The organism is Marichromatium gracile (assembly GCF_004343155.1).
In the GTDB taxonomy this organism is placed as follows: Bacteria; Pseudomonadota; Gammaproteobacteria; order Chromatiales; family Chromatiaceae; genus Marichromatium; species Marichromatium gracile.
In genome coordinates this window covers 1-26,558 of sequence record NZ_SMDC01000017.1, presented here as the reverse complement: position 1 = coordinate 26,558, position 26,558 = coordinate 1, and the positions used below count along the sequence as shown (strand labels likewise).

At 69.1% G+C, this 26,558-nt stretch carries 32 protein-coding genes, 1 tRNA gene and 1 pseudogene; 21 read left to right on the top strand and 13 right to left on the bottom strand.

The features are described 5' to 3' along the window. Positions 1–2: 2 nt before the first annotated feature. From EDC29_RS16495 to EDC29_RS16485, 3 genes are read right to left on the bottom strand one after another with little or no spacing between them, the layout of a single operon-like run. On the bottom strand, positions 3–941 hold the full coding sequence (locus EDC29_RS16495; RefSeq protein ID WP_132230640.1) for a hypothetical protein: 939 nt from the start codon (positions 939–941) through the stop codon (positions 3–5). Next, the gene (locus EDC29_RS16490) at positions 919–1,134 is read right to left on the bottom strand and encodes a hypothetical protein (protein ID WP_132230639.1); all 216 of its coding nucleotides are present in this window, start codon (positions 1,132–1,134) and stop codon (positions 919–921) included. Before EDC29_RS16490 ends, EDC29_RS16495 begins: the two co-directional genes overlap by 23 nt. Beyond that, positions 1,134–1,631: a phage regulatory CII family protein gene (locus EDC29_RS16485; protein WP_132230638.1), complete on the bottom strand. Its 498-nt coding sequence runs from the start codon at positions 1,629–1,631 to the stop codon at positions 1,134–1,136. The genes EDC29_RS16490 and EDC29_RS16485 overlap by 1 nt, the downstream gene beginning before the upstream one ends. Positions 1,632–1,772: 141 nt before the next feature. Here EDC29_RS16485 and EDC29_RS16480 point away from each other — a divergent pair, with 141 nt between their 5' ends. From EDC29_RS16480 to EDC29_RS16470, 3 genes are all read left to right on the top strand, one after another. Then, positions 1,773–2,069 carry a hypothetical protein gene (locus EDC29_RS16480; RefSeq protein ID WP_132230637.1) on the top strand — a complete coding sequence of 99 codons (297 nt, stop codon included), beginning with the start codon at positions 1,773–1,775 and terminating at the stop codon, positions 2,067–2,069. A 331-nt stretch (positions 2,070–2,400) separates the two neighbouring features. Then, positions 2,401–3,174 carry a LexA family transcriptional regulator gene (locus tag EDC29_RS16475; RefSeq protein WP_165913560.1) on the top strand — a complete coding sequence of 258 codons (774 nt, stop codon included), beginning with the start codon at positions 2,401–2,403 and terminating at the stop codon, positions 3,172–3,174. 28 nt (positions 3,175–3,202) lie between these two features. Next, complete coding sequence (locus EDC29_RS16470) at positions 3,203–3,640, top strand: helix-turn-helix domain-containing protein (protein WP_132230635.1); 438 nt, start codon at positions 3,203–3,205, stop codon at positions 3,638–3,640. Positions 3,641–3,786: 146 nt separating this feature from the next. Here the strand turns inward: EDC29_RS16470 and EDC29_RS16465 are convergent, their stop codons facing one another. Next, positions 3,787–4,242 carry a type II toxin-antitoxin system HicB family antitoxin gene (locus EDC29_RS16465; protein ID WP_132230634.1) on the bottom strand — a complete coding sequence of 152 codons (456 nt, stop codon included), beginning with the start codon at positions 4,240–4,242 and terminating at the stop codon, positions 3,787–3,789. A gap of 157 nt (positions 4,243–4,399) precedes the next feature. Here EDC29_RS16465 and EDC29_RS16460 point away from each other — a divergent pair, with 157 nt between their 5' ends. The 12 genes and pseudogenes from EDC29_RS16460 (at position 4,400) to EDC29_RS16410 (ending at position 11,346) form a co-directional block, all read left to right on the top strand. Further along, complete coding sequence (locus tag EDC29_RS16460; RefSeq protein ID WP_132230633.1) at positions 4,400–4,846, top strand: hypothetical protein; 447 nt, start codon at positions 4,400–4,402, stop codon at positions 4,844–4,846. Then, positions 4,843–4,992, top strand: coding sequence for a hypothetical protein (locus EDC29_RS17340; protein WP_165913559.1), 150 nt, complete (start codon positions 4,843–4,845; stop codon positions 4,990–4,992). The genes EDC29_RS16460 and EDC29_RS17340 overlap by 4 nt, the downstream gene beginning before the upstream one ends. Before the next feature lie 2 nt (positions 4,993–4,994). Continuing rightward, positions 4,995–5,264, top strand: a complete 270-nt coding sequence (locus EDC29_RS16455; protein ID WP_132230632.1) for a hypothetical protein — start codon at positions 4,995–4,997, stop codon at positions 5,262–5,264. Then, the gene (locus EDC29_RS16450; RefSeq protein ID WP_132230631.1) at positions 5,261–5,467 is read left to right on the top strand and encodes a hypothetical protein; all 207 of its coding nucleotides are present in this window, start codon (positions 5,261–5,263) and stop codon (positions 5,465–5,467) included. Before EDC29_RS16455 ends, EDC29_RS16450 begins: the two co-directional genes overlap by 4 nt. Before the next feature lie 94 nt (positions 5,468–5,561). Beyond that, entirely contained in the window at positions 5,562–5,768 is a 207-nt protein-coding gene (locus EDC29_RS16445) for a hypothetical protein (RefSeq protein WP_132230630.1), read from the top strand. 3 nt (positions 5,769–5,771) lie between these two features. Continuing rightward, complete coding sequence (locus tag EDC29_RS16440) at positions 5,772–6,101, top strand: hypothetical protein (RefSeq protein ID WP_132230629.1); 330 nt, start codon at positions 5,772–5,774, stop codon at positions 6,099–6,101. Positions 6,102–6,206: 105 nt separating this feature from the next. After that, complete coding sequence (locus EDC29_RS16435) at positions 6,207–7,028, top strand: PD-(D/E)XK nuclease-like domain-containing protein (protein ID WP_200189339.1); 822 nt, start codon at positions 6,207–6,209, stop codon at positions 7,026–7,028. Positions 7,029–7,037: 9 nt separating this feature from the next. Then, positions 7,038–8,444, top strand: a complete 1,407-nt coding sequence (locus tag EDC29_RS16430; RefSeq protein ID WP_132230628.1) for a hypothetical protein — start codon at positions 7,038–7,040, stop codon at positions 8,442–8,444. Positions 8,445–8,491: 47 nt separating this feature from the next. Further along, complete coding sequence (locus EDC29_RS16425) at positions 8,492–9,610, top strand: recombination-associated protein RdgC (RefSeq protein WP_132230627.1); 1,119 nt, start codon at positions 8,492–8,494, stop codon at positions 9,608–9,610. Continuing rightward, complete coding sequence (locus EDC29_RS16420) at positions 9,607–9,867, top strand: hypothetical protein (RefSeq protein WP_132230626.1); 261 nt, start codon at positions 9,607–9,609, stop codon at positions 9,865–9,867. The genes EDC29_RS16425 and EDC29_RS16420 overlap by 4 nt, the downstream gene beginning before the upstream one ends. Positions 9,868–10,072: 205 nt before the next feature. Continuing rightward, a pseudogene (locus EDC29_RS17715) lies at positions 10,073–10,216 on the top strand (helix-turn-helix domain-containing protein); the annotation flags it as partial. A 56-nt stretch (positions 10,217–10,272) separates the two neighbouring features. Continuing rightward, positions 10,273–11,346, top strand: a complete 1,074-nt coding sequence (locus tag EDC29_RS16410; RefSeq protein WP_132230625.1) for a tyrosine-type recombinase/integrase — start codon at positions 10,273–10,275, stop codon at positions 11,344–11,346. Between the two features lie 13 nt (positions 11,347–11,359). On the opposite strand, the gene EDC29_RS16405 is transcribed toward EDC29_RS16410, so the two are convergent. Next, positions 11,360–11,435 (bottom strand) — tRNA-Thr (locus EDC29_RS16405). Between the two features lie 135 nt (positions 11,436–11,570). Between EDC29_RS16405 and EDC29_RS16400 the strand changes: the two genes are divergently transcribed. The 5 genes from EDC29_RS16400 to EDC29_RS16380 all read left to right on the top strand — a co-directional run bounded on the left by EDC29_RS16400 (position 11,571) and on the right by EDC29_RS16380 (position 17,182). Then, positions 11,571–13,058, top strand: a complete 1,488-nt coding sequence (locus EDC29_RS16400) for an FAD-linked oxidase C-terminal domain-containing protein (RefSeq protein WP_132230624.1) — start codon at positions 11,571–11,573, stop codon at positions 13,056–13,058. Positions 13,059–13,103: 45 nt separating this feature from the next. Beyond that, on the top strand, positions 13,104–14,093 hold the full coding sequence (locus EDC29_RS16395) for a ribonuclease T2 family protein (RefSeq protein ID WP_132230623.1): 990 nt from the start codon (positions 13,104–13,106) through the stop codon (positions 14,091–14,093). A 74-nt stretch (positions 14,094–14,167) separates the two neighbouring features. After that, a complete protein-coding gene (locus tag EDC29_RS16390) occupies positions 14,168–15,157 on the top strand; it encodes an adenosine kinase (protein ID WP_123140127.1) in 990 nt (329 codons plus the stop codon). A gap of 91 nt (positions 15,158–15,248) precedes the next feature. Continuing rightward, on the top strand, positions 15,249–15,926 hold the full coding sequence (gene tsaB, locus EDC29_RS16385; RefSeq protein ID WP_123140126.1) for a tRNA (adenosine(37)-N6)-threonylcarbamoyltransferase complex dimerization subunit type 1 TsaB: 678 nt from the start codon (positions 15,249–15,251) through the stop codon (positions 15,924–15,926). 8 nt (positions 15,927–15,934) lie between these two features. Then, positions 15,935–17,182: a glycerate kinase type-2 family protein gene (locus EDC29_RS16380; RefSeq protein WP_132230622.1), complete on the top strand. Its 1,248-nt coding sequence runs from the start codon at positions 15,935–15,937 to the stop codon at positions 17,180–17,182. A gap of 6 nt (positions 17,183–17,188) precedes the next feature. Here the strand turns inward: EDC29_RS16380 and EDC29_RS16375 are convergent, their stop codons facing one another. Next, the gene (locus EDC29_RS16375; RefSeq protein WP_123142855.1) at positions 17,189–18,112 is read right to left on the bottom strand and encodes an SDR family oxidoreductase; all 924 of its coding nucleotides are present in this window, start codon (positions 18,110–18,112) and stop codon (positions 17,189–17,191) included. A 192-nt stretch (positions 18,113–18,304) separates the two neighbouring features. Continuing rightward, a complete protein-coding gene (locus tag EDC29_RS16370) occupies positions 18,305–18,664 on the bottom strand; it encodes an HPF/RaiA family ribosome-associated protein (protein ID WP_062275241.1) in 360 nt (119 codons plus the stop codon). Positions 18,665–19,033: 369 nt separating this feature from the next. Between EDC29_RS16370 and EDC29_RS16365 the strand changes: the two genes are divergently transcribed. Then, positions 19,034–19,978 (top strand): DMT family transporter, encoded by a 945-nt coding sequence (locus EDC29_RS16365; protein ID WP_132230621.1) that lies wholly within the window; start codon positions 19,034–19,036, stop codon positions 19,976–19,978. Here the strand turns inward: EDC29_RS16365 and EDC29_RS16360 are convergent. The 6 genes from EDC29_RS16360 to EDC29_RS16335 all read right to left on the bottom strand — a co-directional run bounded on the left by EDC29_RS16360 (position 19,924) and on the right by EDC29_RS16335 (position 26,291). Further along, positions 19,924–20,490, bottom strand: coding sequence for a hypothetical protein (locus EDC29_RS16360; RefSeq protein WP_123142853.1), 567 nt, complete (start codon positions 20,488–20,490; stop codon positions 19,924–19,926). The genes EDC29_RS16365 and EDC29_RS16360 overlap by 55 nt on opposite strands. Before the next feature lie 20 nt (positions 20,491–20,510). Beyond that, the gene (locus tag EDC29_RS16355; RefSeq protein ID WP_165913558.1) at positions 20,511–22,451 is read right to left on the bottom strand and encodes a GumC domain-containing protein; all 1,941 of its coding nucleotides are present in this window, start codon (positions 22,449–22,451) and stop codon (positions 20,511–20,513) included. 121 nt (positions 22,452–22,572) lie between these two features. Then, positions 22,573–23,706, bottom strand: coding sequence for a RuBisCO large subunit C-terminal-like domain-containing protein (locus EDC29_RS16350; RefSeq protein ID WP_123142203.1), 1,134 nt, complete (start codon positions 23,704–23,706; stop codon positions 22,573–22,575). 35 nt (positions 23,707–23,741) lie between these two features. Then, complete coding sequence (locus tag EDC29_RS16345) at positions 23,742–24,335, bottom strand: GNAT family N-acetyltransferase (RefSeq protein ID WP_132230619.1); 594 nt, start codon at positions 24,333–24,335, stop codon at positions 23,742–23,744. Positions 24,336–24,339: 4 nt separating this feature from the next. Next, positions 24,340–25,347, bottom strand: coding sequence for a transketolase family protein (locus EDC29_RS16340; protein ID WP_190287900.1), 1,008 nt, complete (start codon positions 25,345–25,347; stop codon positions 24,340–24,342). After that, positions 25,347–26,291 carry a transketolase gene (locus tag EDC29_RS16335; protein ID WP_123142204.1) on the bottom strand — a complete coding sequence of 315 codons (945 nt, stop codon included), beginning with the start codon at positions 26,289–26,291 and terminating at the stop codon, positions 25,347–25,349. Before EDC29_RS16335 ends, EDC29_RS16340 begins: the two co-directional genes overlap by 1 nt. Between the last annotated feature and the right edge of the window lie 267 nt (positions 26,292–26,558).

Here is a 26,558-nt window from a genome sequence, read left to right as displayed (position 1 = left end):
GCTCAGTGCCAGGGCATGTGCTCGATCGCGTCTCGCGAGCCGGGGTCGTCTGTGGGGGCTGGGTCGTGCCAGGAGGCGGGTTGCGGCCGGCCGTGGCGCTCGAGGTTCTCCCAGATCTCTGCAGCGGCTGCCTCTCGCTGCTCCGCTGCTGTCCGGGGTTTGTTGCTGCGGTCGGTTGGTGCATCGAACTCATCCTCCCAGCGATGTCCGTTGATGTAGGTCGTCGGCAACGGCGCGTAGCCCCGCAGCCACTGCTGATCCTCGATGGCTCGACGACGCACGTCGTCGATGATCATGTCGGCCATGCGGTCGAGCTTGTGGCGCTTCCAAGCCAGGCGTGCCTTGTGCTTGTCGCGCTTGCGGCCGGTGGCGGCGGGCCAGGCGTCCCAGAATTCGTCGAAGCGCGATGGCTCGTCACACGGAGGGGGAGAAGCGTTAGCTTCTCTCTTAACCGGATTACCGGATACCGGAGGTGGTGCGTCTTGCTGGGCGCGCGCTGGGTGCGCCTTGGGTGCGCTCGACTCGCCGGATGCCGCGTGGTTGCTGGCTTTGCTGGGTGCGTCTTGCTGGGTGCGTCTTGGGTGCGTCTTGGGTGCGTCTTTGTTTTGGGCAGACTGATCCGTATCCGCCAAGAGACACCGAAAAACGACGCCGCGCTGCTGGCTTGTACCGCGCGGCCACTCGACCAGACCGACGCGCTCGAGCATGCGGAAAATGGCTCGGAGCGCGTCCTTGCTGACCTTGGGGTCCGGCGCAGTCGTGCGCTCCCCGCAATCCAGCAGCTCGATGAAGAACTGGTAGCTCAGCACCCGGCGCTTGCCGGACCACCCTGTCGAGTAGTCCATATACCGCCGAATCCCCTGCAGGTAGACGATGCGCGCGCGCCACGGGAGCCTGCGCAACGCCTCGTCCTCTGCGTCATTGAACGCTGTGATCGGCATGCGCCCCTCCTCGCGTCTGCTGCGCGCACCAATCGCCAATCTCGATCAGCCGCGCCTCAGCTCGCCGCATCTCGACAGCTCTGCACCAGTCGCCCCGATACTCCAGCGCACGCCATCGCGCCCCGGCATGTCGCGCCACGGCGCGGGCATGCTCGGCGAGGCGCAGTAGCTCGGCGTCGATCGTCCGGTCCATCACGCGCCTCCTACGGCGCGCAGCGCCCGTCGCTCCTCGGCCTGAGTTTCGGCCTCGGCCAGGGCATCCAACCGCGACAGCAGCTCCAGATTCGCGCGGATCGCCTCCATCGCACGGGCGCGCACGCGCAGCGCCTCCTCGCGCGTGATGCGCCGGTCCGCGTTGGCCCGATGCACCTCGGCATCCACCTCGCCGCGGGCGGCGCCCAGCGCCGTCAGGCAGTCGATCAGGTCCGTATCCGAGCAATCCTGGTACTCGCCGAGCGCGATCAGCCCATAGCCGAACTCATGACACAGCGCATGCAGCGGGCCGTGGTTGCCGGTCACCCGCATGGCGGCGCGCAGCGTGTTGATGCCCGGCTGGTTGCGCTCCTGGAATGTGAACTGGTTGAAAAATGTGCCGGGGTTGCGGTCGATGGCCTTCGCGAGCCCGACATAGCCGCCGGGCTTGTAACCGCCCGCCATCTCGGAGATGGCGGTTTCAACGGGGTCGTGCATGGGACTGACTCCTTGGATCACGTGGAAGCGATCGCCTGCCGGGCGCACCATCAGCCGAAAGAGCGCCCGGCGCGGAAAAGGCGGAGATCCCCATGCTAGGCTCGCGGTTACCACACACACTTGCGTTCACAGGAGACCTCCGTGACTGAATCACAGCTCGCCGCTACCGGAATCGCTTGGTTCCGGCCCGAGGACTACGACCGCTGCCGTCAACTCTTCGTCGACGGGCACAAGCTGCCGGAGACCTACGAGGAGTGGCATCAGGCGGCCCAACGCATCCACGACAAGCTCACGGCTGAGGGACACCGCATCGAACGGGCCTACATCGACCCGAAGACCTTTCCGGCCTGGTGTGCCGCTCGGGGCCTGAACGTCGATGCCAAGGCACGCATGCAGTTCGCGAGCTGGGTTGCTCGCGTGGAGCACGGCAAGGGCTGAGGTCATGTCTATCTCCTTGGTGGGTTAGGCGGCGCGGGGTGTCTGAGAGCGTGGAGGGCCGAAGCTGTCGGGTGAGGGATCAATGGCCCCATGAGCTTCTTGGAGAATCGCTAACGTAAGCCGGCCACCTGGACGCCGATGCCCGTAGGCCAGTTGCGTGAGGTACGCCAAGCTTGTCCCGATCCGTCCTGCAAATGCCTCTCGCTCAGGCGTTGACAGCGATTTGTAGTAGTCAAGGAGTCTCATGCCGCAACATATAGCATATGCTAAACGTCACGACAATAGCAGATGCTCATTTGCTAGACAGTTAGCTATTGCTAACGTCGTGCATATGCACGAAAACATCACAGAAGTTCGCCAGCAGAACCTGAAGCGACTGGTTAGCGCGGCCGGCTCTCAGCGTGCGCTCGCAGAAAAAGCCGACCTCGCACCCGCCTACATCAACCAGATGCTGACGGGGAAGCGAGGCATTGGTGAACGTACCGCACGCAAGATTGAGGCTCGACTCAACTGCAACCGCGGCTGGCTCGATGAGCGACATCAGGCCGCTGAGGCCTGCGACACGACCAGCACCGCCGACTTGCCCCGCTGCGAGCTCCCTGGCCTGACCGCAGCCATAACAGGCACGGTCATCCACCCGATCGTCGTCTGGGACGACCCGGCGGACCTGCCCGAGGGGCAGTACGTGTTGATCCCGCGCCGCCGCGTCGCCTTCTCGGCGGGCAACGGCAACCTGGTGTTCGAGGAAGAGGAAGCGCCGCCGCTGGCCTTCACCTCCGACTGGGCACGCCAGACCGGGGTGCGCCCGAGCAACGCGGTGGTGGTCTACGCCAAGGGCGACAGCATGGAGCCGAGCATCTGCGACGGCGACGTGCTGCTGATCGACATCGACACGGCCGGTGACGACATCCGAGATGGGCAGGTCTACGCGATCCGCTATGGCCACGAGCTGCGCGTCAAGCGGCTGTTCCGGCGCTACGACGGTTCACTGATCCTGCGCTCGGATAACGCCGGTCGCTACCCCGAGGAGATCATCCCGCCGAAGGATCAGAACGGGCAGGTGCATGTGATCGGGCGGGTGGTGTGGCGTGCGGGTGGGGTGTAGTCTTTCTTGAGGCCCTGGGCTTCCCTACATGAAAACGACTTGGAATGAGCGCCTCCGAGACGCCCTGACTGCGCGCGAAAAGTCGCCGGCAGAGCTCTCACGCGCCGTCGACGTGAAACCGCCAACGGTGCACGGCTGGTTGCATGGCGGCATCAAGAACCTGAAGGGGGAGAACCTTGTTCGGGTGTGCAGCTATCTGCACATACGCCAGGAGTGGCTGCTATATGGGCGCGGAGAGATGGAGGAGCAGCCGCGACACGAGCAACCACCAGCAACCCCCGCGAACGACCCGGGAGACGATCCGCGACTATCGGAACTGCCGGCGAAATATCAGGCGATCATCAGGCTGCTGGAGGGCTTCCCTCAAAGCGAGATCGACCAGCTTGTGCATGATCTTGGTGAGAAAAAATCGTACTACGACCGGCTCTTGAAGGAGCTTCTCGAGAATCGCCGAGCAGCCGGGTAAGGTCATCTCTTGGTCATGCAAGATGAGCGACAGGCCTTCTCAGCCCGGTTCAACTCGGCACTCGACGAGATTGGCGTTCCCCCGAAAGGGAGAGGGCGGCAAGTCGTTGTCGCTCATAGCTTGAAGGCTTGATGTAGCCTCTAGCCTTACCCCCGCCCCATCGCCTCCCGCGCCGCCTGCGCAAGAAACGCCGAGCGGCTCAGATGCCGTGCCTTGGCGTGAGCGTCGATGCTGCGCAGCAGCCTGCGCGGCACCGTGATGTTGATCTTCTCCGCCGGGCCGAAATAGCGCTCCACCGGCACATCGACAAACGCCCACACCGCCCCGGCCAGATCGGGGTTTGCCTGGTGCTCGGCCAGGGGGCGCGTGCTCGGGATATCGGCCCCCTCCTCCATCAATAGCTCGACATGGGCGTCGATCGCCTCCCGCGCAGCCTCGATGGCCGCGTCGAGCGACTCGCCCGCCGAGAAGCAGCCCGCCAGATCGGGCACCGTCACCAGCCCAGCCTGACCGGGGCGGCGAAACTGGTGGTGGGAGCCCTTCACCCTCACCAGCTCCCACCCGTCGGCCTGCAGCCGCTTGATCACTTCGGCGCTTTTCATGGTGTGGAGTCTACCCACTGCGCCGTCAGCGTCAATTTCTTGGATAGACCAAGAAGCGCGATTTCAAGAATTTAGCTTTTGCTATTGACTCAATATTTAGCAAAAGCTATCTTCACTCTCAACAGCCGCCCCAAGCAGCCAACCGAGGGAGACCACCATGCACCCCGACGACAACCCCTACGCCGAGCACGACCACAAGTCCGACCAGCTCGCCAAGATCAGCACCGAAGAAGAGCTGCTGGCTCGCTTCCCTGGCGCTGAAGGCCCGTGCTACGCGGCTGGCACCGATCACGCCTTCTGGCATCTCGGAGACGGCGTCTTCGCTGCCGTCTGTGGTTTCTGCGGCCACGTCTGGGAGCGCCACTGGCAGACCGAGACGCGTGAGTGCCCGAACTGCGCCGCCGTCGAGCTGGCCGAGGCCGTCGACGCGGTCCAGGTACTGATCAAGGACCACCGCAACCTCGACGACACCAAGCTGGCTCAGCTCGCCCGAGATGTTGATGCGTTGAGGCAAGCGCTGCGCGCCGAGGTGCATCAGCGGGTCGAGCGGCGGTATGCCTCGCGGCAGGGCGGCCTGCCGCTGGAGCGGAGGGCCGCGGCATGAGCCTCGCCGGAGCACCACGCCTCACCCCGACGATGGCCCGCGCCAAGGCGCACCGCCGCGCCGAGCGCGAGCGGGTCAACCTCCCCAACGAGCGCCAGTGCGAGATCGCCCGGCAGCGGGCACTCGCCAAGAGGAACCGGAGATAGCCATGCACACGATCACGATCCATGTCGCAGACCAGCGCTCCGCCGCCGAGATCGCTGCGTGGCTGCGCGAGGTCTGCGCCGACGTCCGCCAGGACGGCGCAGGCGGCATCGTCGCCGTCGATCGCACGCTGAGTGACGCCGAGCGCGCTGCGCTCCCGCCACTGCCGCGCACTCGGTCGCAGGCCGCCGGTCACAACGTCCTGCCGCTGCGCCGCCCGGCGCGTCGCTGGCCGCCGTCGCGCCCGGGGCGGCCGGGAGGGGATGCGGCATGAGCGACCGCTACGACTCTCAGCGCGATTTCTGCCTCGATGTCGTCGACCAGGCCGAACGCCGCATCCGCGTCGCAATGGTTGTCATGGCCGAGGAGGGCGACGACCAGGCGCCCTTGCACCTCTCCGAGGCGCTGGCCTCGCTCAAGAGCGCTCGCGAGCAAATTGGCGCCGCGGTAGAGCGCTCGCTGGAGGCGGCGGCATGACCCGTCTGCGCCTGATCTCCACCTGGACGCTCCTGCTCGGCGTCTCGATCGCCCTGCAGGTAGCCATCGCTCTCATCACATGGAGGCTCACGTCATGAGCGCTCGGAGCGACGCCTATACCGCCATCGCGCTCTGCGGGCTCGCTGCTCGCTGCGGCTGCCGCGTCATCGCAGCCACGGCGCATGCGGGCAGCCCGATGGTGCGCGTCGATCGCGCCCCTGATCCGCGGCGGCTGCGGCTGCGCGAAACCAACGACCATGCCGCCCGCGTCTCCGGCGTGCGGCTCACGTGGAGGGCCTGAGAGATGGCTATCGATGATCTCCGGCGGATGATCGCCGGGCATGGGTTCGAGGATGACGCCGAGGCGTGTCTCGACCGGGCTGGCTGCAGCGAGGCTGGCGACGAGTTCGCGCGGTCGAGCTGGCCGATCCCTGCGCTGCGCGACGAGGTCGTCTCGGCGCTCGACATCGCCATCGGTCTGCACCGCGCCCGCCAGGTCGCACCCGCCGGCGCCCTCGACGAGGACTGCGTCTATCACTGCGCTGCCGCACTGCAGGGCGTGACCGAGCTGTGCGCTCGACTGCTGGCTGATATCCCTGATGTGACGGGGCGGGAGGTGCGTGATGCGGCCTGATCTGATGGAGCTGCTCGCCCGGGCTGATCGGGCGTTGGGTATTGGCGTCGCCGCGACGCTGGTGGGTGCACTGCCGCTGGTCGTGATGGTGGCGGGAGGTGGGGCGTGAGTGCGGTAGCGATCGCTGCCAATGAGGCCACCGGTGTCTACGACATCCCGAACGAGGCTTACCACTCCGGGCCCGGTATCTCGAAGAGCCAGCTCGATCTCGCGCACCAGGCGCCGGCACTGCTGCAGTGGGCGCGGCAGGCGCCGCGCTCATACAGCGGCGCGGCTCACGCGGGCAGCGCGATCCATACCCTACTGCTCGAACCGACCGAGTTCGACCAGCGCTATGCGGTCGGGCCGGATTGCGGGCGGCGCTCGAACGCAGACAAGGCGCGCTGGGCCGAGTTCGAGGCCCAGCTCGACGGGCGTATCGCGCTGACGCTGGAGGAGCGCGAGACCCTGGAGGAGATGCGCCAGTCCGTGCTGGCACACCCTGAGGCTGCCGCACTGTTGCAGTTGCGCTCCGGGGTGGCTGAGCGCTCGGTGTACTGGCGTGACGTCGAGACCGGGCTGCTGTGCCGGTGCCGCCCAGACTGGTGGGCGCCCATGTACCGGGTCGTCGCCGACGTCAAGACCACTGACGACATCAGCAAATTCCATTGGTCCGTACGCGACTACCGCTACGACGTCCAGGAGGCGTTCTACTCCGACGGCCTCGCCGAGGTGACCGGTGAGCCCCTCGACGCCTTCCTTTTCTTGGTTGTCGGCAAGCGCCGAGAGATGGGGCGCTACCCGGTCAGGGTCTTCGAGCTGGACCGCGACGCCATTGAGCGTGCCCGAGCCGAGTACCGCGCCGATCTCGCCATGATCGCCTCCTGTGAGCGCACCGGCGATTGGCCCGGCGTCCAGAAGCTATCCGTACCCGCCCGTTACAACTGAGGATCCGACATGACCACTGAACTCGCAAACGCCACCACCCACCAGCCAGCTGCGCCGGCCAACCCGTTTGCGCGCGCTCACATGCCAGAGCACACCAACGCTGGCACCGTCACGATCGAGTCAGAGCGCGCCATCGCGGAGGCCCAGGGGAAGCTGATCATCGCCAAGCGCTTTCCGCGCGACCAAGCCCGCGCCTTCGATCGCGTCATGGAGTCCTGCTCGCGCCCGAGTTTGGCCTCCAGCGCCGAGTATGCGTTCCCTCGCGGCGGTCAGACCGTGCGCGGCCCGTCGATCCGGCTTGCTGAAGAACTGGCCCGCTGCTGGGGGAACCTGGACTACGGCATCCGCGAGCTGTCGCGCAAGGGCGGCGTGTCGGAGATGGAAGCCTATTGCTGGGATCTGGAGACCAACACCTGTTCCAGCCAGAAATTCACCGTCCGCCACATCCGCGACACCAAGGGCGGCGGCAAGGCGCTGTCCGACGAGCGCGACATCTACGAGCTAACCGCCAACCAGGGCGGCCGTCGCCTTCGCGCCCGCATTCTGGCCATTCTGCCCCCGGATCTGGTCGACGCGGCCGTGGAGCGCTGCCGGCAAACGCTCGCCGGCAACAGCGCCGAGCCGATCTCTGACCGCGTGCGCAAGATGATCACCGCGTTCAAGGGGTTTGGAGTCACTGAAGCGCACCTGTCCACCTATCTCGGGAAGTCGCTCGATAAGGTGCTGTCGGATGATCTCGCCGATCTGGCCAGCGTCTACAACTCGATCAAGACTGGTACGGCCAGCGCTTCTGATTTTTTCAATCGGCGCGACGATGAGCGGGCGCCTCGCTCATTTCAGAGCATTGGCAGCCAGCAGCCATCGGTTGCGCCCCAGAGCCCGGAGGTGGGCGACCCCGGACAGGCCGCCGGTCACCACCCCAGCACCAGCGCTGACGCGGCTTCGTCGCCGAGCAATGCCGCATCGGTCACCGCTCCCGAGCAGGCGCCGCAGGAGCCCGACGACAACCTCGACGACGGAGATAGTGGCGTCGACGCCCGCGGCATCCCGTGGGATGAGCGCATCCACTCGTCGAGCCGAGCTCGCACGGCCGACGGGGCGTGGCGGCGCAAGCGCGGTGTCGACCCGGCGCTGGTCGAGCGGATCGAGCGGGAGCTGATGGATGAGGGCGACCTGACCACCAATCCGCCATCCGATGAGATCGGCCAGGCTCAGACCCAGGACCAACCGGGCGCGCCGCCGCTCACCATCGACCGCATCCTGGCCGGCATCTCCGCCGCGGAGGACTCCGATACGGTCGATGAGTGGGTTGATCTGTCGCGCGACATCAACCCTAGCGTCGCGCGAGGCGACCAGATCAGGCGCGCAGCAAACGAGCGGTGCGCGTACCTGGAGGCGCGCGCGGCGCGGACCTGACCCCACTCATCAGCGTGCCCGGCGCCGAGCCGGGCAAGGAGCCAATCATGTTCAAGAACGCCAGACTCTATCGCCTCGAACAGCCCGTCCGCATCGACGGCCAGGAACTCGAGGCCCAGCTCGACGGGCGCAGGTTCCGCCCCTGTGGTCCGCTGGAGACCGCGACCATGGGCTGGAGCGCGCCGCTCGGCGAAGACGGCGGCGCGCTGGTCCATCCCCTCGAGGGCTGCCTGCTGATCTGCGCGCGCAAGCAGGAGCGTCTGCTGCCGACGGCGGCGGTGAAGGAGGCGCTGGAGGAGCGTATCGGCGAGATCGAGGCCGGCGAGTCGCGTGAGGTCGGTCGCACCGAGCGGCGCCGTCTGCGCGAGCAGATCGTCGACGAGATGCTGCCGCGCGCCTTCACCCGCTCGCGCCACACCCTCGCCTATATCGATACCAAGAGCGGCTGGATGGTGATCGACGCGGCCACCGAGAAGCAGGCCGAGGATGTCGTCTCGCTGCTGCGCGAGACCCTGGGCGGCCTGTCGGCGCTGCTGCCGGCGCCGGGCGAGCACCCCGCCGAGGTGCTCTCGCGCTGGCTGCTCGAGGACAGCGCCCCGGCCGACTTCGTCGCCGGTGACGCCTGCGAGCTGCGCGACCCCAGCGACGAGGCCGACGTGGTGCGGATCAGCGGCGGCGACCCCACCAGCGACGAGGCGCTCGCCCACCTGCGCACCGGCAAGCGCGCGGTCAAGCTTGCGCTGACCTGGGACGAGCGCTTCAGCTTCACCCTCGCCGACGACCTGTCTCTGAAGCGGCTGCGCATGACCGAGGGGCTGCTCGACACCCTCGACGACGAGATCGAGGACCCGGCGGCACGCTTTGAGGCCGAGTTCGCGCTGTTCGCGCTGCAGATGCGCAACCTGCTCGCGCGGCTTGAGACGGTGTTCGGGTTCGGCGAGGTGCGCGCCGGAGACTCCGAGGCCACCGACCCACTGCTCGACGAGGCGGTGCAGATCGTCACAAAGACCCGCTACATCTCAGCCTTCGAGCTAGGGCACGAACTCGAGATCGACCGCAACCGCGCAGCGCGACTGATGGATGAAATGGAGCGCGCCGGCATCGTCGGTCCAGTCGAGATCTGCGGCGATCACGAGGTCTTGGCGCAAGAGGTCGCGCGACGATGAGCTGGGGCAAGGACGGCCCTATCGTGCCAGACAATGATCCAGCCATCCTCGAGATCGAGGCCGCTATGGAATGCCTCGTCCACGCCGGTATCCACATAACGCGCGCGCAGCTCGCCATGGGCGAGGATCTAGGGGGTGACGGGAGACTGAAATCGATCTGGCTCCAGAGAGCCAGTGCAGTCGAGGCGCTGCGAGGAGTGCGTCTGGAGTATCAGTACGGGCCGAGGCGCGACGTGCAAATGGAGATGGCGGTATGAGCACACCACACCCTGAAACCGCTCGCCGTCGCGCCCGCGACCTGGTCGAGCACGGCGCAAGCATCAGCGCCGCCGCCGATGCGGTCGACGCCGATCGCCATACTGTCGCGCGCTGGATTGGCCGGCGGCGGGCGCGGCGGCCCGGGGTGCGGTCGGTAACTGTGCGAGCGGGGCGGCATGAGTGGCGCAGCCTGGAGTGGTCGCGATGAGGACGCTCGACCTGCACGAGGCCGCAGAGTTCCTGCGGATGCACCCAGAGACGCTGCGCCGGCGCGCTGTCGCTGGCGAGATCCCGAGCGCGAAGCCAGGGAAGCACTGGGTGTTCATCGACGATGATCTGGCCGACTGGCTGCGCGGTCACTATGCTGACCGTGCAGCGCGAGCGGCGGAGCCGAGGAGTGAGAGATGCTCTACCGCAGGAAGAACAGCAGCCGCTGGTGGTGCAGGTTCACCACGCCGGACGGCCGAGAGATACGCCAGTCTACTGGAACATCCGACCGCAAAGACGCGGAAGGGTATGAAGCGAAGCTGAAGCGTGACTTATGGCAGCAATCGAAGCTGGGCGAGAAGCCGCGCAAAAGCTGGCAGGAGGCCGTGGTGCGTTGGATCGACGAAACCAGCCACAAAGCCAGCCACGGGGATGACTTGATGCATTTGCGCTGGCTCGACACACACCTTGGCGACGTCATGCTGGACGAGATCGACATCGATCGCGTGGATGAGGTCATCAAGGGGCGCAAAGGCTCGGGTGTCAGCAATGCGACCGTCAACCGAACCCTGGCCGTGCTGCGCGCGATCCTGCGACGCGCGGAACGCAAGTGGCGCTGGATCGACCGAGCGCCGGCAATCAGCCTGCTTCCAGAGCCCAAGCAGCGCATCCGCTGGCTGACGCACGAGGAGGCCGACCGATTGATCGATGAGCTCCCGGAGCATCTGGCGGATATGGCGCGATTCACTCTGGCGACAGGGCTGCGAGCCAGTAACGTCACCGGGCTCGAGTGGAGTCAAGTTGATCTGGCGCGCCGAGTCGCCTGGATTCACGCCGATCAGGCCAAGGCTCGGCGCGCCATCGGCGTTTCGCTTAACTCGGACGCGGTCCAGGTGTTGCGTCGCTGGATCGGTCGCCACGCGACGCGTGTCTTCTGCTATCAGCGCAGAGTTAAGGGCGGCGGTGTGCGCTGGGAGCCGATCGCTGAGGCAAATAGTGCCGCGTGGTACAAAGCGCTCAAGCGGGCGGGGATTGCAGACTTTCGTTGGCACGATCTCCGGCACACGTGGGCGAGCTGGCACGTCCAGGCTGGGACGCCGCTTCACGCACTCCAAGAGATGGGAGGCTGGTCGAGCTTCGAGATGGTGCGCCGCTATGCGCACCTAGCTCCAGAGCATCTCGCCGAGTACGCAGCGCGGATCGAGTCGCGCGATCAAGGGGCACATTTTCCGTCACACATCAAAGTAGTCGATGGCGGGATGCAGTGCTAAGTTATTGATTTAATGGAGCTGGCGGACGGATTCGAACCGACGACCTACTGATTACAAATCAGTTGCTCTGCCAACTGAGCTACGCCAGCCTTGAGGTAGGGGTGCCGGCACCCAAGAAGGGTGCTGGGGGAGGCGATTCTAGCGCGAAGCGCACCCGATGCTCAAATGCCGTCGTTCGTCCCGACCGACGGCGCACCATCACACCAGCGCCGAGGAGACCGCCGATGAGTCGGATCCAGCCACCCGGACGTCCGTTCGACGACCCCGAGCTGTGCGCCAGCCGTGCCGAACTGGCGCGCGCGCTGCGCACCTTCCTCCCCGCCGAGGCGGTACTCGCACGCGAGGAGGAGGTGCGCCCCTACGAGTGCGACGGACTCTCGGTCTATCGCCAGACGCCACTGCTGGTGGTCCTGCCGCGCGATGTCGCCGAGGTGCAGCAAGTGATGCGGCTGTGTCATCAGCGTCGGGTGCCGGTGGTCGCGCGCGGCGCCGGGACCGGACTCTCGGGCGGCGCCCTGCCCTGCGGCGAGGGCATCGTGCTCAGCCTGGCGCGGCTCGACCGCATCCTCGCACTCGACCCCGAGGCGCGGCTGGCGCGGGTCCAGCCCGGGGTGCGCAACCTCGCCATCAGCGAGGCGGCCGCCGCCCACGGGCTCTACTACGCCCCCGACCCCTCCAGCCAGATCGCCTGCACCATCGGCGGCAACGTCGCCGAGAACTCGGGCGGGGTGCACTGTCTGAAATACGGCCTGACGGTGCACAACGTGCTCGCGCTCAAGCTGGTCAGCGCCGAGGGCGAGCTGATCGAACTCGGCGGCGAGGCGCTCGACGGCCCCGGCTACGACCTGCTCGCGCTCTATATCGGCTCCGAGGGGATGCTCGGGATCACCGTCGAGGTGACGGTACGGCTGCTGCCCCGCCCGCCGCTGGCGCGCGCGCTGCTCGCCGCCTTCGACGACGTCGGTCGGGCCGGCGCGGCGGTGGGCGAGATCATCGCCGCCGGCATCCTCCCGGCGGGGCTGGAGATGATGGACGGCCCGGCGATCCGCGCCGCCGAGGACTTCATCGGTGCCGGCTACCCGGTCGAGGCCGCCGCCATCCTGCTCTGCGAGCTCGACGGCACCGAGGCCGAGGTCGCCGCCCAGGTCGAGGCGGTCGAGACCCTGCTCGCGCGCGCCGGCGCCACCGAGGTGCGGGTCTCGCGCGATGAGGCCGAACGCGCGCGCTTCTGGCAGGGGCGCAAGTCGGCCTTCCCCGCCGTCGGTCGGATCTCCCCCGACTACTACTGCATGGACGGCACCATCCCACGCCGCGCCCTGCCCGAGGTGCTGCGCCGCACCGCCGAGCTGGCCGCCGAGCACGACCTGGCGGTGGCCAACGTGTTCCACGCCGGCGACGGCAACCTGCACCCATTGATCCTGTTCGACGCCAACCGTCCCGGCGAACTCGAACGCACCGAGGCGCTCGGCGCCCGTCTGCTCGAGCTGTGCGTCGAGGTCGGCGGCACCATCACCGGCGAGCACGGGGTCGGGGTGGAGAAGCTCGGACAGATGTGCGTACAGTTCAGCGCCCGCGAACTGGCCCAGTTCCACGCGGTAAAATCGGCCTTCGACCCAGCGGGACTGCTCAACCCCGGCAAGGGCGTGCCGACGCCACGACGCTGCTCGGAATACCGTCAGCTGCCCTCGCCCGCGCACCCGCACCCACATTGATCGGCCCGGCACGCGCCGGGCCCGCGCCAGCGAGGACGTGACCGTATGACCCGAACCCCATCGATCAGACCGCTGCCGACATGGCGCGCGACGGCGGCGCTGCTGCTCGCGCTCGGCGCGCTCGCGCCGCTGCGCGCCGCGCCGCTCTCGGCGACCCTGATCGCCGAACGCGCCTGCCCGGCCACCGTCGCCATCCGTCACGACGCCAACCCGGGGGCGATCCATCTCGACCCGGGCGCGCGCTACCCGGTGGTCGGTGCCAACCGCCCCGACCAGCCCAGCCACTATCTGCTGCGTCTGCAGGGCGTCGAGCCGTCCCAGCGTTGGGTGGCGCACGACTGCGGTCGGCTGGTCGAGGTCGCCGACACGGCCACGCCGCCCGCCCCAACCGGCGAACCGCGCTATCTGCTCGCGGTGAGCTGGCAGCCGGCCTTCTGCGAGCGCCGTGGCCGCGCACCGGAGTGCCGCGACCAGACCCCGCAACGCTTCGATGCCCGCGCCTTCTCGCTCCACGGACTATGGCCGCAACCGCGCGACAACGTCTATTGCGATGTCCCGGCGAAGGCACGGGCGCTGTCGCGCGACGGCGACTGGCAGCGTCTGCCGGCGCTCGCACTCGCGCCCGACACCCGACGCGAACTCGACCGGGTGATGCCGGGCACGCGCTCGGCCCTGCACCGTCACGAGTGGGTCAAGCACGGCAGCTGCTACGGCGACGACCCCGAGGGCTATTTCGCCGACTCGCTGCGACTCCTGGCCGCGCTCAACGCTTCGCCGGTCCGCGACCTCTTCGTCTCGCGCATCGGCCAGCACCTGCGCGCGAGCGAGGTACGCGCGGCCTTCGACAGGGCCTTCAGCAAGGGCGCGGGCGAGCGGGTGCAGCTGGTCTGTCACGACGGCCTGATCAGCGAGCTGCGCCTCGCCCTCAAGGGGCCGATCGAGGCCGGACGCGGACTCGACGCACTGCTGCGCGCCGCACCGCCGCGCGCGGCTGGCTGCAAGGGCGGACGCGTCGACCGCGCCGGTCGCGACTGAGCACATCGCCGCCCTGCACCCCCGAGCGACATCTGTACAATGTGCCCCCTCGACTTCAGGAGCACGGAGACACTATGGCCAAGTACGACATCTATGGGATCGGTAACGCACTCGTCGACATGGAGTTCGAGGTCGACCCCAACGACCTCGGCATCCTCGGCATCGACAAGGGCGTGATGACCCTGGTCGACGAGCAGCAGCAGGCAGCGATCATGGACCACCTCCGTGAGCGTCACCATCAGCGCGGCTCGGGCGGGTCGGCGGCCAACTCCGTGATCGCGGTCGGTCAGTTCGGCGGCAGCGGTTTCTATTCCTGCAAGGTCGCCGACGACGAACTCGGGCACTTCTACATGCAGGACCTGGTCGAGGGCGGTATCGACACCAACCTCCACACCAAGAAGGAGGCCGGCGACACCGGTCGCTGCGTGGTGCTGGTCACCCCCGACAGCGATCGCACCATGTGTACCTTCCTCGGCATCAGCCAGGGGCTGTCGACCAACGAACTGGTCGAGGAGGCGCTGCGCGACTCGGGCTGGTTCTACACCGAGGGCTATCTGGTCACCTCCGACAGCGCCCGCGAGGCGGCCAAGGCGGCCAAGCGCATCGCCGACGAGGCCGGCGTCAAGACCGCCTTCTCGCTCTCCGACCCCAACATGGTGAAGTTCTTCAAGGACGGCCTGCTGGAGATGATCGGCTCGGGCGTCGACCTGCTGTTCGCCAACGAGTTCGAGGCCATGGGCATGGCCGGCAGCGAGGACCTCGGCGACGCCATCACCTATCTCAAGACCCTCAGCCGCAGCTTCGCCATCACCCGCGGCCCGCAGGGCGCGCTGGTGTGGGACGGCGCACAGATGCTCGAGATCGCTCCGGTGCCGGTCAAGGCGGTCGACACCGTCGGCGCCGGCGACATGTTCGCCGGTGCCTTCCTCTATGGTCTCAGCCAGGGCTGGGATCATCAGCGCGCCGGCGATCTGGCCTCGGCGGCCTCGGCGCGACTGGTCACCAGCCTCGGCCCGCGCCTGACCACGGAGCAAACCCAGGCGGTGCTGCGCGACTTCGCCTGATCCCGCCCGCCCCGGCCCGCCGGGGCCCCGGCCCCGGCGTCATCGCCCGTCCTCGACGGGCACCATCGATCACCCCGGTAATCCCACCATCATGAAGCTCCTCGCGATCGACACCTCAGGTGAGACCTGTTCAGCCGCCCTGTTGCAGGACGGGACCCTGACCCAGCGCCTCGAGACCGCTCCCAGACGCCACGCCGAACTCATCCTGCCGATGATGCAGCAGCTCGTCGACGAGGCCGGGCTGCGGCTCACCGATCTCGACGCGCTCGCCTTCGCGCGCGGGCCGGGGTCCTTCACCGGGGTGCGGATCGCAGCCTCGGTGATCCAGGGCGTGGCCTTCGGCGTCGACCAGCCGGTGATCCCGGTCTCGACCCTGGCGGCGATCGCCCAGGGCGCCTACCGTCGCAGCGGTCACACCCGGCTGCTGGTGGCGCTCGATGCGCGCATGGACGAGGTCTACTGGGGGGCCTTCGAGATCAACGAAGCCGGGCTGGCCGAGGCGCGCGGCAGCGAGCGCGTCTGTGCCCCCGAAGCGGTGCCAGCACCCGAGGGCGAGGGTTGGTACGGGGTCGGTCCCGGCTGGGCGGCCTATGCGGAACGGCTGCGCCCGCAGATCGGCACGGCACTCGCCGGGGTGCTCGAGGAAGGGGTCTGCGAGGCGCGTGACCTGGCGGTGCTCGCCGAGGCCGAGCACCGGCTCGGTCACGAGGTGGTGCCGGAGCTGGCCATCCCCGTCTATCTGCGCGATCAGGTCACCCGCAAGGGCTGATCCCGGGAATGACCGACGAGCGGCGCCTGCTCATCGACTGCTTCATGGCGGCGATCGCAGCCGTCGGCGGCACCCGGGCGGTCACCCGCGCACTGGAGGCGCGCGCGCCGCCTCACCCGGTCGAGCTGTTCGCCATCGGCAAGGCCGCGGCCGCCATGGCCCGAGGCGCCTTTGACGCCCTCGGCGAGGAGAGGATCACCGGCGGCCTGCTGATCACCAAGGCGGGCCATGTCGACCCGGCCGACTTCCCCCGACTCGATTGCCGTTGCGGCGGCCACCCGCTGCCCGATGCCGGCAGCCTCGATGCCGGGCGCGCGCTGATCGCGCGGCTCGCCGCGTTGCCCGCCGGGGTCGAGCCACTCTTGCTGATCTCCGGCGGGGCCTCGAGCCTGGTCGAGGTACCGGTCGCCGGGGTCGATCTCGACACCCTGGTGCGGGTCAACGACTGGCTGCTCGCCAGCGGCCAACCGATCGCGACGATGAATCTGGTGCGCAAGGCGCTGTCGCGGATCAAGGCCGGCGGACTGCTCGCCGCCTGCCCGGCGGGGTGCACACCCCGGGTGCTGGCGATCTCCGACGTCCCCGGCGACGACCCCGGGGTGATCGGCTCCGGGCTCTTGGTGCCCGAACCGGAGCTGGCAGCCCGCTGCACCGGGCTGCACGGACTGCCCGACTGGCTCGACCGGCTGGTCCGCCACGGACTGGCCGCGCGCCCCGCGCCCACCGGCCCCGGCCTCGGCCCCGGCCCGGAGATCGAGTTGGTGGCCACCGCCGCCCACGCCCGCGCCGCCGCGCTCGCACACGCCCGTGCGCAGGGACTCGCCACCTGGCCGCACCCCCAGCCGCTCACCGGAGAGGCCGCCGTCGCCGGTCAGCGCCTGGCCACCCGGCTCGCCGCCACGACCACGCCGGGGCTCTATCTGTGGAGCGGCGAGACCACGGTCAGGCTACCGCCCCGCCCCGGACGCGGCGGTCGCAACCAGCACCTCGCGCTGGCCGCGGCCATCGCCCTCGACGACCGCGACGACGTCACCCTGCTCAGCGCCGGCAGCGACGGCAGCGACGGGCCCACCGAGGACGCCGGGGCGCTGATCGACGGGGCGAGCTGCACGCGGGCACGTCGGCTCGGACTCGACCCCGCCGAGCATCTCGCCGGCGCCGACGCCGGCAGCCTGTTCGCCGCCACCGGCGAGCTGCTGCGCACCGGCCCCACCGGCACCAACGTCATGGACCTGGTGCTGGCGATCAGGCGCTGAGCCGGGTCAGCCGTTGAGATAGCCGAGCTGATCGACGTTGAACGGGGTCGGGGTCAGACCGAGCCGGGCGAAGCTGTCGTTCTCGCTGCAGACGTTGCTCTCGAGCAGCATCTGGATCTGGTCGCGACTGATCGGGAACCAGGGATAGCGATCGAACAGCCCGGCCATCGCCCGGACCGCGAACACCGGCGCCGGCACCATCGCCTTCTGCTTGCCGACGGCCGCGGCGATGGTGCCGAGGATCGCCTTCCAGCTCAGCCGCTGCGGGCCACACAGGCTGTAGGTCTGGGACTCGGTGCGCGGCTCGCCGAGCGCCAGGGTGAAGGCGCGGGCGACATCGTCGATATGCACCGGCGCCAGCTCGAAGGCCCCGGCCTGCTGCGGCAGCAGCCCGTCGTAGAACAGCGGCGCCGGGATCGGCGCGGCGATGATGTCCTTGTTGAGCTGCGAGCAGAACTCCATGCGCCCGCGCGGGTCGCCGAAGATCACCGAGGGGCGGAAGATGGTCCAGGCCAGCCCCGAGGTCTTGAGTGCCTCCTCGGCGGCGAACTTGGTGCGTTGGTAGGCAGTCCCATCGGGTCGCACCCCATTGGCGCTCATGAGCAGGAAGCGACCCACGCCGGCGGCCTGGGCCGCGGCGATGGTGTCGACCACGCCCTGATGCTGCAGCGCCTCGAAGGTGATGCCGCGCGCCGGGAACTCGCGCAGGATGCCGATCAGATAGATCACCGCATCGGCGCCGCGCACGCAGGCATCGAGCGCGCCGCGCTCGGCCACGGTGCCGGGCACCAGCTCGCACTCGACGCCACGCTCGACCTTGGACTCGCTGCCCGGGCGCACCAGCAGCCGGGGCACATGACCGGCGGCGAGCAGATGATCGATCAGATGGGCACCGACGAAGCCGGTCCCGCCAATGATTGCAACCTTCATGTTCGAGTAACTCCTGTTCTACGGTCGCGACCACCGCGCACGACGATCGCTCGAAGTCGACGCGGACGCCGGATACGCATACCCGCGTCCGCCCATGGCGAAGGATGTGGGGACGGTGAGGGACAGAGCGAAGCCCGGGCGGGGTGGCGGGAGCGGCCGGGATGGCGGCGCTCATCCCGGCACGAGGCCGGTTCAGTGACCAGCCATCTCGGTGGCGTGCTCGCCGGACTGACCGGCCGGTGTCCGCTCGAGCACACCCTGCCAGCGCACCCGACGCACGCTGCGCCGCGCCGCGCCGAACACCCCGGTGATCGCCTCGACGGCGGTCTTGCTGGCATCGCGCACCACCAACTGGCGACCCTGCGCGAGTTTGATGCGGAGTTCACAGCGCACGCGATGACCGTGCAACCGGTCGAACTCCTCCTGGATGGTGGCCTGCGTCTCGATCCGCTCATCGGTGAAGCGATCCTCGAGCTTCTTGGCCTCGGATTCAATCTGACGACGAATATCGGCATCGAGCGCGAGAGTGTCGCCGCCTATCTTAATGGACATACTTGATCTTCTCCCAAGACTCGGTCCAGGCGGAAGATACAGACCGCGATGTCGGCGACCGAGTGGATTCGCTATGAGGGCTACCGCATCGACTGTGATGGCGTCTCAGGAGCTTCTCCGGGGAGGAGAACGGACGCGGTGCGATGGACTGCGGCAGTGCCGTGGATCATGATGCCGGGACCGGCGAAAAGCAAGGGCAAAACCCCCAACCACAACCGTTGCAATGGATTTGCACGCTCCGACAATGACCCGGATCAGCGATTGCGAGCATCGCCCGTGCCCCATCGGCCCCGAAATGGGGCGACGCGCGCCCGAGCCCGCACCATGACATACCGCCCCCCTTGATCGAACCGCCCAGGCTCCTGCCCCATGCACCACCGCCCGACCGACTGGCTGCTGCTCCTCGCGCTCACCGCACTCTGGGGCTCGGCCTTCGCGCTCACCGGGATCGGCGTCGAGGCGCTGCCGGTTCAGCTGGTGGTCGCCGCCCGGCTGCTGATCGCCTGCGCCCTGCTGCTCCCGGCGGCGCTGCTGTTCGCCCGCCGTCCGGCGCACAGCGCACGGCTGTGGGGCGCCTATGTGCTGATCGCGCTGTTCGGCAACGCCCTGCCCTATTCGCTGGTGACCTGGGGACAGCAGACGATCGCCAGCGCCCAGGCCGGCATCCTGATGGCGACGATGCCGCTGGCCACCCTCGGCATGGCGCACTATCTCGTACCCGGCGAGCGCATCACCCGACACCGCGCCGGCGGCTTCCTCGTCGGCTTCTGTGGGATCGTGGTGCTCATTGGACCGGCGGCCTGGGGCGATGTCGACCCGGCGCGACTGCCGGCGATGGGAGTGATCCTGCTCGGCGTCTGCAGCTATGCCGTGGCCGCCATCCTGACGCGACTGCGGCCTCCGAGCGACGCCCTCTACAGCGCCGCGGCAACCACCACCCTGGCGACCCTGATGTTGCTGCCGACACTGCTCGCACTGCCGGCGACACCGACCGCAATCCACCCCGAGGAGCGCCACCTGCTGGCACTGCTCGCCCTCGGCGGCGGTTCGACCGCGCTCGCAGCGATCCTCTACATGCGACTGGTCAAGCGCGCCGGCGCGGCCTTCGTCTCCCAGCTCAACTATCTGATCCCGCTGTGGGCGCTGGGGGTGGGGGTGGGACTGCTCGGCGAGCCGCTCGCCTCCCGCCACCTGCTCGCCCTGGCGCTGATCCTCGGCGGCATGGCGCTGGCGCGCCGCGAGCGCGACGCCGGAGCGGATCAGACGGGGTCGGACTCGAACAGGTCAGCGAAGGCGCGATCGAAGCGGCGGTAAGCCTCCCAGCCGTCCTGGTCCATCACCTGATCGATCACCCAGCGATTCTCCTGCCCCTCGCCCATCAGGCGCTGGATCTCGAAGCCGAGGTGCCGCAGCAGCGCATAGCTCGGTCCCTCGTCGGTGAAGCCGTACTCGGCATACTCCCCGGAGCGGGCGTTGAGCCGCTCGATGAAGGCCGCGCCGTGCGCCCCCGGCCCGAGCAGGTCGGTGGCGTTGTCCTGGACGTGATCGAAGACCCGACGCGCGAACCCGGTGATCAGGTCGCGCCGCCGGTCCTCGTCGAGACGGGCATGGGCGAGCCGATCGGCGATCTGGATGAGGAACACCAGATACTCCTCGATCACCGCCAGACGCTGGGCGTCGTCGCGATAGACGAAGCGCTCGCAGTGCAGGTTGATCGCGCGATCGAGGGCGATGCGCCAGGCGATGAAGGCCAGCGCGCCGGCGACCTCGTCGAGCGAGCGCGCACGGTCCGGGTCCGACCAGTGACTCTTGATCCTCAGTGCCATCTCCAACCCTCCATCGATTGTCAGTCACGCAAGACCGGATGGACCCAGTCGATCCCCTCGCCGCGCTCACCGGCCACCATGAACTTGCGCAACGCCGAGCGCAGCTCCGGGGCCAGCGGACCGACCCGACGCTGCAACCACTCGAAATCGGCGCCCTGGTGCGCCAGATACACCAGATAACTGTGCCACAGCGCCTGGGCGTCGACCCCACGCCGCTCAGGCAACATCGAGGCCCCGGCGGCCTTGCCCAGCGCACGGTCGAGTCGCTCGGCGGCGAGTGGCCCGATACCGCGTCTCAGACCATCGAGCAGCGGTTCGAGCCGGCCCCAGGCCCCGGGCGCGAGCGCCAGCTCGCGCCGCCCCGCGCCCGGCACCGAGAGCGTGCCCGCGACCGGGTCGAAGCAGTCGCGATCGAGCAGCATCAGCTCCGCCGGGGTGACCCCCGAGAGCAAGAGCGCGCAGTGACCACGCACCTCGGTATCGACATCACGCAACAGCAGCTCGATCTCGGCCGGATCGAGCAGCCGTGGCAACCGCGGCAGGTCGATCACCGCCGCGCGCGCGCGCGGCGCCTCGAGCGTCGCCGACTGCCCGGCACCGTCCTCGGGCGCCGGCGCTGCGGATTCGACCAGGCGCACCCCGTCACCGTCCTCGCCACGCTCGATGCGCACCCCGAGATAGGAGACCCGCGGCGCCGTGGAGCGCTCGCCGAGATAGTCGGTCAGCCAGGTCAGGAAGAGCGCGGCGAGGAGCGCGGCGGCGAGTGCGATCGGCAGATCGCGGGCATAGTCGGGGCGAATCGGCGCGCTCGGCGCATAGGCCCACTCGACCACCTGGATCGGCGGATACTGCTCGAAGTCGCGCAGCGCGATCTCGGCGAGTCGCTGGGCGTTCTCGGCAAAACGCGTCTCGAGCCCGTCGAGTCCCTCGCGCAGCCCCTCGAAGGTGGCGAAGTGGCGCGAGAAGGTCTGCACCGCGCGCTGCTGACGATCGAGATCGTCCTCGAGCAGGGCGACGGTCTCGCGTGCCGCATCCAGCTCCTGACGGGCCTCGTCGCGGACAGTGATGCGCGCGACCAGCAGCGCACGCTCCAACGACTGCTCGAGCGCGGCCTGCTCGCCGGGCAGATCGCGCAACGCCGGATCGCGATCGATATAGGCCTGGGTGTAGCGGGCATAGAGCTGATCGAGCCGCTCGCGGCCACGCTCGACATAGCGTTGCAGCCGGGCGATGTCGTTCTGCTGCTCGCGCGGGATCAGTCGCTCGCCGCGCGCCACCGCCTCGTCGAGCGCACGCAGCCGGGCGAGTGCCTCGACCTCGCGGTTGCGCGCCTTGCCGAGTGCGTCGTTGAGATCCTCGAGCTCGGCGAGCGCGCGACTCTCGGCGCGCTCGATGCCGACGATGTCGTGCTCGGCGGCGAAGGTCTCGAGTTCGGCGCGCGCCGACTCGATGCGCCGCTCCAGCCGCGCCTGTTCCTCTTCGAGCTCGGTGGTGGTGCGCCCGGCGCTGGCCGAGACCTGCTCGGCGCGCAGCCGTTCGTAGGCCCGCACCCAGTGATTGACGATCGCCGCCAGACGCTCCGGGTCACCGCCCTCGGCGCGCAGTTCGAGCAGGTTGGTCTCGGGGATCGGCTCGACGGCGAGCCGCGTGCGCAGCGCCGCCACATCGACCGCCAGCCCGGCCTCGGCCAGATCGATGGCGAGCCGACCGAGCAGCGACTCGCCGAGCAGCAGCCGACGCTGGATCATCACGTGTTCGGGATCGGCGGTAGCGCTCGGTGCATCGACCGCCTTGGGCTTGACCGTGAGCACCGAAGCGGTGGCGCGATAGACCGGTTCGCGCCCGTAGACGATGCCCAGCGCCAGCGTCAGACAGAGGGCGCTGGCCAGGGCGAAGACCAGGGCGCGCCGACCGAGCAGCGGATGTGTTCGAGTCGACCGGCTCGGGAACCAGCGTATCACGGGCAATCACCTCCGGGCAGGGCATGCGCAGGGGCGCACGCCGGATGACGACAACGGAGCGGACGGCGGTGGGTCTCCGTTCCCTCGTGCATGGTCGTCGTGCCCGTCCCCGGCACCGGCCTCAGGCCGTCGCGGCGGCGACGAACCTGGCGCAGTTGGCGCTCAGGTCTCCGCGATGCAGATCGCCCCCGATCAAGAGAATGGCGTCGCGACCATAGAATTCGAGTAGTTCGCCGACCCGATCGAGCCGCATCCCGCCGGCCGGGACCGGGAGGATCGGGCGCAGCCCGGCGAAGGGACGGCTGGCACCGGCGACCAGCGCACGACATTCCTCCGCGGTATAGGCGAAACGCCCGCCCCAGCTCGGGAAGATGGTCGCATCGGCCCCGGCCAGCCGGTTGAACAGGCCATAGAGCACGCCGTGGGCGAGCCCGCCGTCGGGGTTGGCGCAGTGCGCGCCCTGGAAGGCGGGATGGGCGAGGATCGGCAGCCCCAGGGTGTCGTCATCGGCCAGCGCGCGCATGGCATCGAACCCGACCAGCCCGGGACAGACCAGCAACCCGCCGGCACCGACCGCACGCGCCAGCTGCGCGCGCGCCCTCAGCTCGCCGGCCGGGGCGGTGACATTGGGCAGATAGCGGGTGTGACCGCCGCACTCGCGGTTGGCGCGGGCCACCGCCTCGGCGCACAGCCGCACCCGGGGCTCGAAGCGACAGAAGGACTGATCGGTGAGCCCGTGGTCGTCCTTGATCAGGTCGATGCCGCCGCGCGCCAGCCGGTAGGCCAGCTCGGCCAGCTCGGCGGGCGAGCGCCCCATCGGCTTGAGCGCGGTGCAGAGCAGCGGGCGCGCCGGATCGCCGCAACAGGCACGCAGCCCCTCGCGCCCGAAGCGCGGACCGCGATAACCGGCGGCGAGCCCCGGCGGCAACTCGAGATCGACCAGCCGCACCCCAGGCTGGATGCTGATGTTGCCGAACAGCAGATTGATCAGCTGGGTCAGCTCGGCCCCCGCCGCTTCCACCGGATAGGCCACCACCAGCTCGAAGCGCCCCGGCGCGAGCGGGCGCAGCGCGCGCACCTCACCGATGACCTGATCATGGATCGCGGTCTCGGCGATCAGCTCGGGGGGGAACTCGACGGTCTGCTCGACGCAGATCGCCCGCGCGCGCGCCTCGGCCTCGGCGGCGCTCGCACGCAGGTGATAGGTGGCGGTCAGTCGCTCGCCGCTCAGCGCGAGCCGGGTGCTGTCCTGCATGACGATGGGGTCCGGTGACGATCGAGGGCCATAGACTAGCCGATCCCGCCCCGATGGTCGCGCGCCGGGTCGGACGCCGCCGTGTCGCGCCAGTCGGCGCGCGCCAGACGACACAGCCGGTGCGCGCGCAGGCGGTGTCCCGGCGGCAGCGCCGGGTGCTCGAAGGGTTGGGGATCGGCGCGCATGCCGAGACGCGCCATCAGCGCCAGCGAGCGCTGGTTGTGGAGACTGGTGAAGGCGACGATCTCGTCGAGCCCGAGACGCGTGAAGCCGAAGCCCAGCGCCGCGCGCGCCGCCTCGCCGGCATAGCCCTGGCCCCAGGCGTGACGGGCCAGACGCCAGCCGATCTCGACGGCGGGTGCGAAAGGCAGCTCGACGCCACAGCGATGCAGCCCGACGAGCCCGAGAAAAGCACCCTCGGCGCGCGTCTCCACGGCCCAGAAGCCCCAGCCCTGGACGGCGATCAAGCGCCGGCAGCGCGCCGCCATGGCCGCGCTCTCGGCGCGACTGAGCGGACGCGGCAGCCAGGCCATCACCCGGGGATCGGCGTTGAGCGCGGCGAAGGGGGCGAGGTCGCGCCCGTGCCACTGACGCAGCCGCAGCCGCGCGGTCTCGAGCACGGGCGCCACGACCTCAGAGGTCCTCGGTCCGCTCGGCGCGCCCCATGGTCTCCAGGCGCACCGCGGCGAGTGCGTCCTCGTCGATGCCCAGCGGCTCACCGACCAGCCGCTCGGCGGCGCGCACCAGGGCCATGGCGTCGAGCCCGTACTCGCGCATCAGGTACTGACGACTGGCGCCGTGGGCATAGGTGTCGCGCAGCCCGAGACGGATCAGCCGGGCGCCGATGCCGCGCTCGGCCATGAGCTCGGCCACCGCCGAGCCGAGCCCGCCGACGATGCTGTGGTTCTCCAGGGTGATGACCCCGAGCCGGGCGCTGGCGAGCGCCGCGCGCACCCGGGGGTCGTCGAACGGCTTGAGGGTGGAGACGTGCAGATGACCGACCGAGAGCCCGTGGGCGCGCAACGCGCCGGTGGCGCGCAGCGCCTCCTCGGTGCAGATCCCGGAGGAGAGCACGATCAGGTCCTCGCCCTCGCCGAGCAGCCGCGCCCGCCCCAGCACCATCGGCTCGGCGGGGTCGAACAGCCGCGGCACCTCGCCGCGCAGCATGCGCACATAGACCGGCCCCGGCACCGCCTGGGCGAGGTCGAGCACCTGCTCGACCTCGGTGGCGTCCCCGCACTCGAGCACCGTCATGTTCGGCAGCAGACGCATCAGCCCGATGTCGTCGACCGCCTGGTGGGTGACGCCGCCCGGGGTGGTGATCCCCGGCAGGAAGCCGATCAGTCGCACCGGCAGATTCGGGTAGGCGATCGACATCGCCACCTGGTCGAAGGGGCGGCGCGAGACGAAGACCGCGAAGGTGTGGACATAGGGGAAGAAGCCCTCGCGCGCCAACCCGGCGGCGAAGCCCATCATGTTCTGCTCGGCCATGCCCATCGAGAAGAAGCGCTCGGGATAGGCGTCGCGGAAGCCGTCGGCCTCGCACGAGCTGGTCAGGTCGGCCGAGAGCACCAGCACCTCGGGCCGCTGCTCGGCCCAGCGCACCAGGTTGTCGCGGTGCGGCCGCTGCACGATCTCCATCAGGCATCCCCCTCGGACAGGCCCGCGAGCAGGCCGCGATACAGATTGAACTCCGCCTCGTTCTTGAAGCGCACGTAGTGGAGCTTGGGCCAGCGCTCGCGCAACCGGTCGATGCCGCGACAGGGATCGGTGCGGGCGATCACCACCCGCGGGACGCCGTCCTCCCCGACCCCCTCCCCGGCCTCGGCCAGCGCCACGGGGTCGTGACCGTCGACCTCGCGCACCTCGGCGCCGAAGGCGCGCAGCCGCGCGGCCAGCGGCTCGGTGGTCATCACCGTGTCCATCGGGCCGTCGCACTGCTGGGCGTTGGCGTCGACATAGACCCCGATGTTGCCGAGCCGGTGATGCGCCAGCGCGGCGAAGGCCTCCCAGGTCTGTCCCTCCTGGAACTCGCCGTCGGACATGAACACCCACACCCGACCGGTGTCGCCGCGCAGCCGACGCGCCAGCGCGATCCCGCCGGCCTGACTCAACGCCTGACCCAGCGACCCGGCGGTGACCTCGTGACCCGGCGAGTGCTCGGCACCGATCAGCTCGACGGTGCTGCCGTCGCGGTTGAACGCATCGAGCGCATCCGGCCCCAGTCGACCGAGTTCGATCAACAGCGAGTAGAGCACCAGCGCATAGTGCACCGGGGAGAAGATGAAGCGATCGAGCTCGGGCGCGGGCGCGCCGTTGTAGTCGGCGCCGGTGAAGGCGTGCGGATTGTCCGCACCGGGCACCCCGGCGAAGGGCCGCGGGGTGGGCGGGGCCGTGCTCGGCCCGAGCCGCATCACCCCGAGATAGAGGGTGGCGAGGATCTCGGCCGAGGAACAGGCCTGGCTGAGATAGCCGCCGTTGTTCTCGAGGGTGTGTTCGAGCACCCGTCGCCGGATCGCGGTGGCGACACGACGGATGTCGCCCGGCGCGGTCGCGGCACCGGGGCGCGCTGGGATGGATTCCATAGATATGATCGTCTCGACTGCCTGCCTCAAATCAAGCCGCGCGCGGACCAGGCCGGACCGCCGCCCCGGACGACCCCCGCCCGGCGGCGAAATCCTAGCATGAGCGGACGGCCGTCGCGGGGATGATGCGCGGCCAGCGGCCAGCGGCCAGCGGCCAGAAGATTGAACCGCCAAGATACCGTCTTTCCCGTCAAGCCGCAGAAGCGTAATCGGGCTGGTAGGGACGACGGTTCTTGAACACGCCGAAGCAGATGTGGGCGAGTTTCC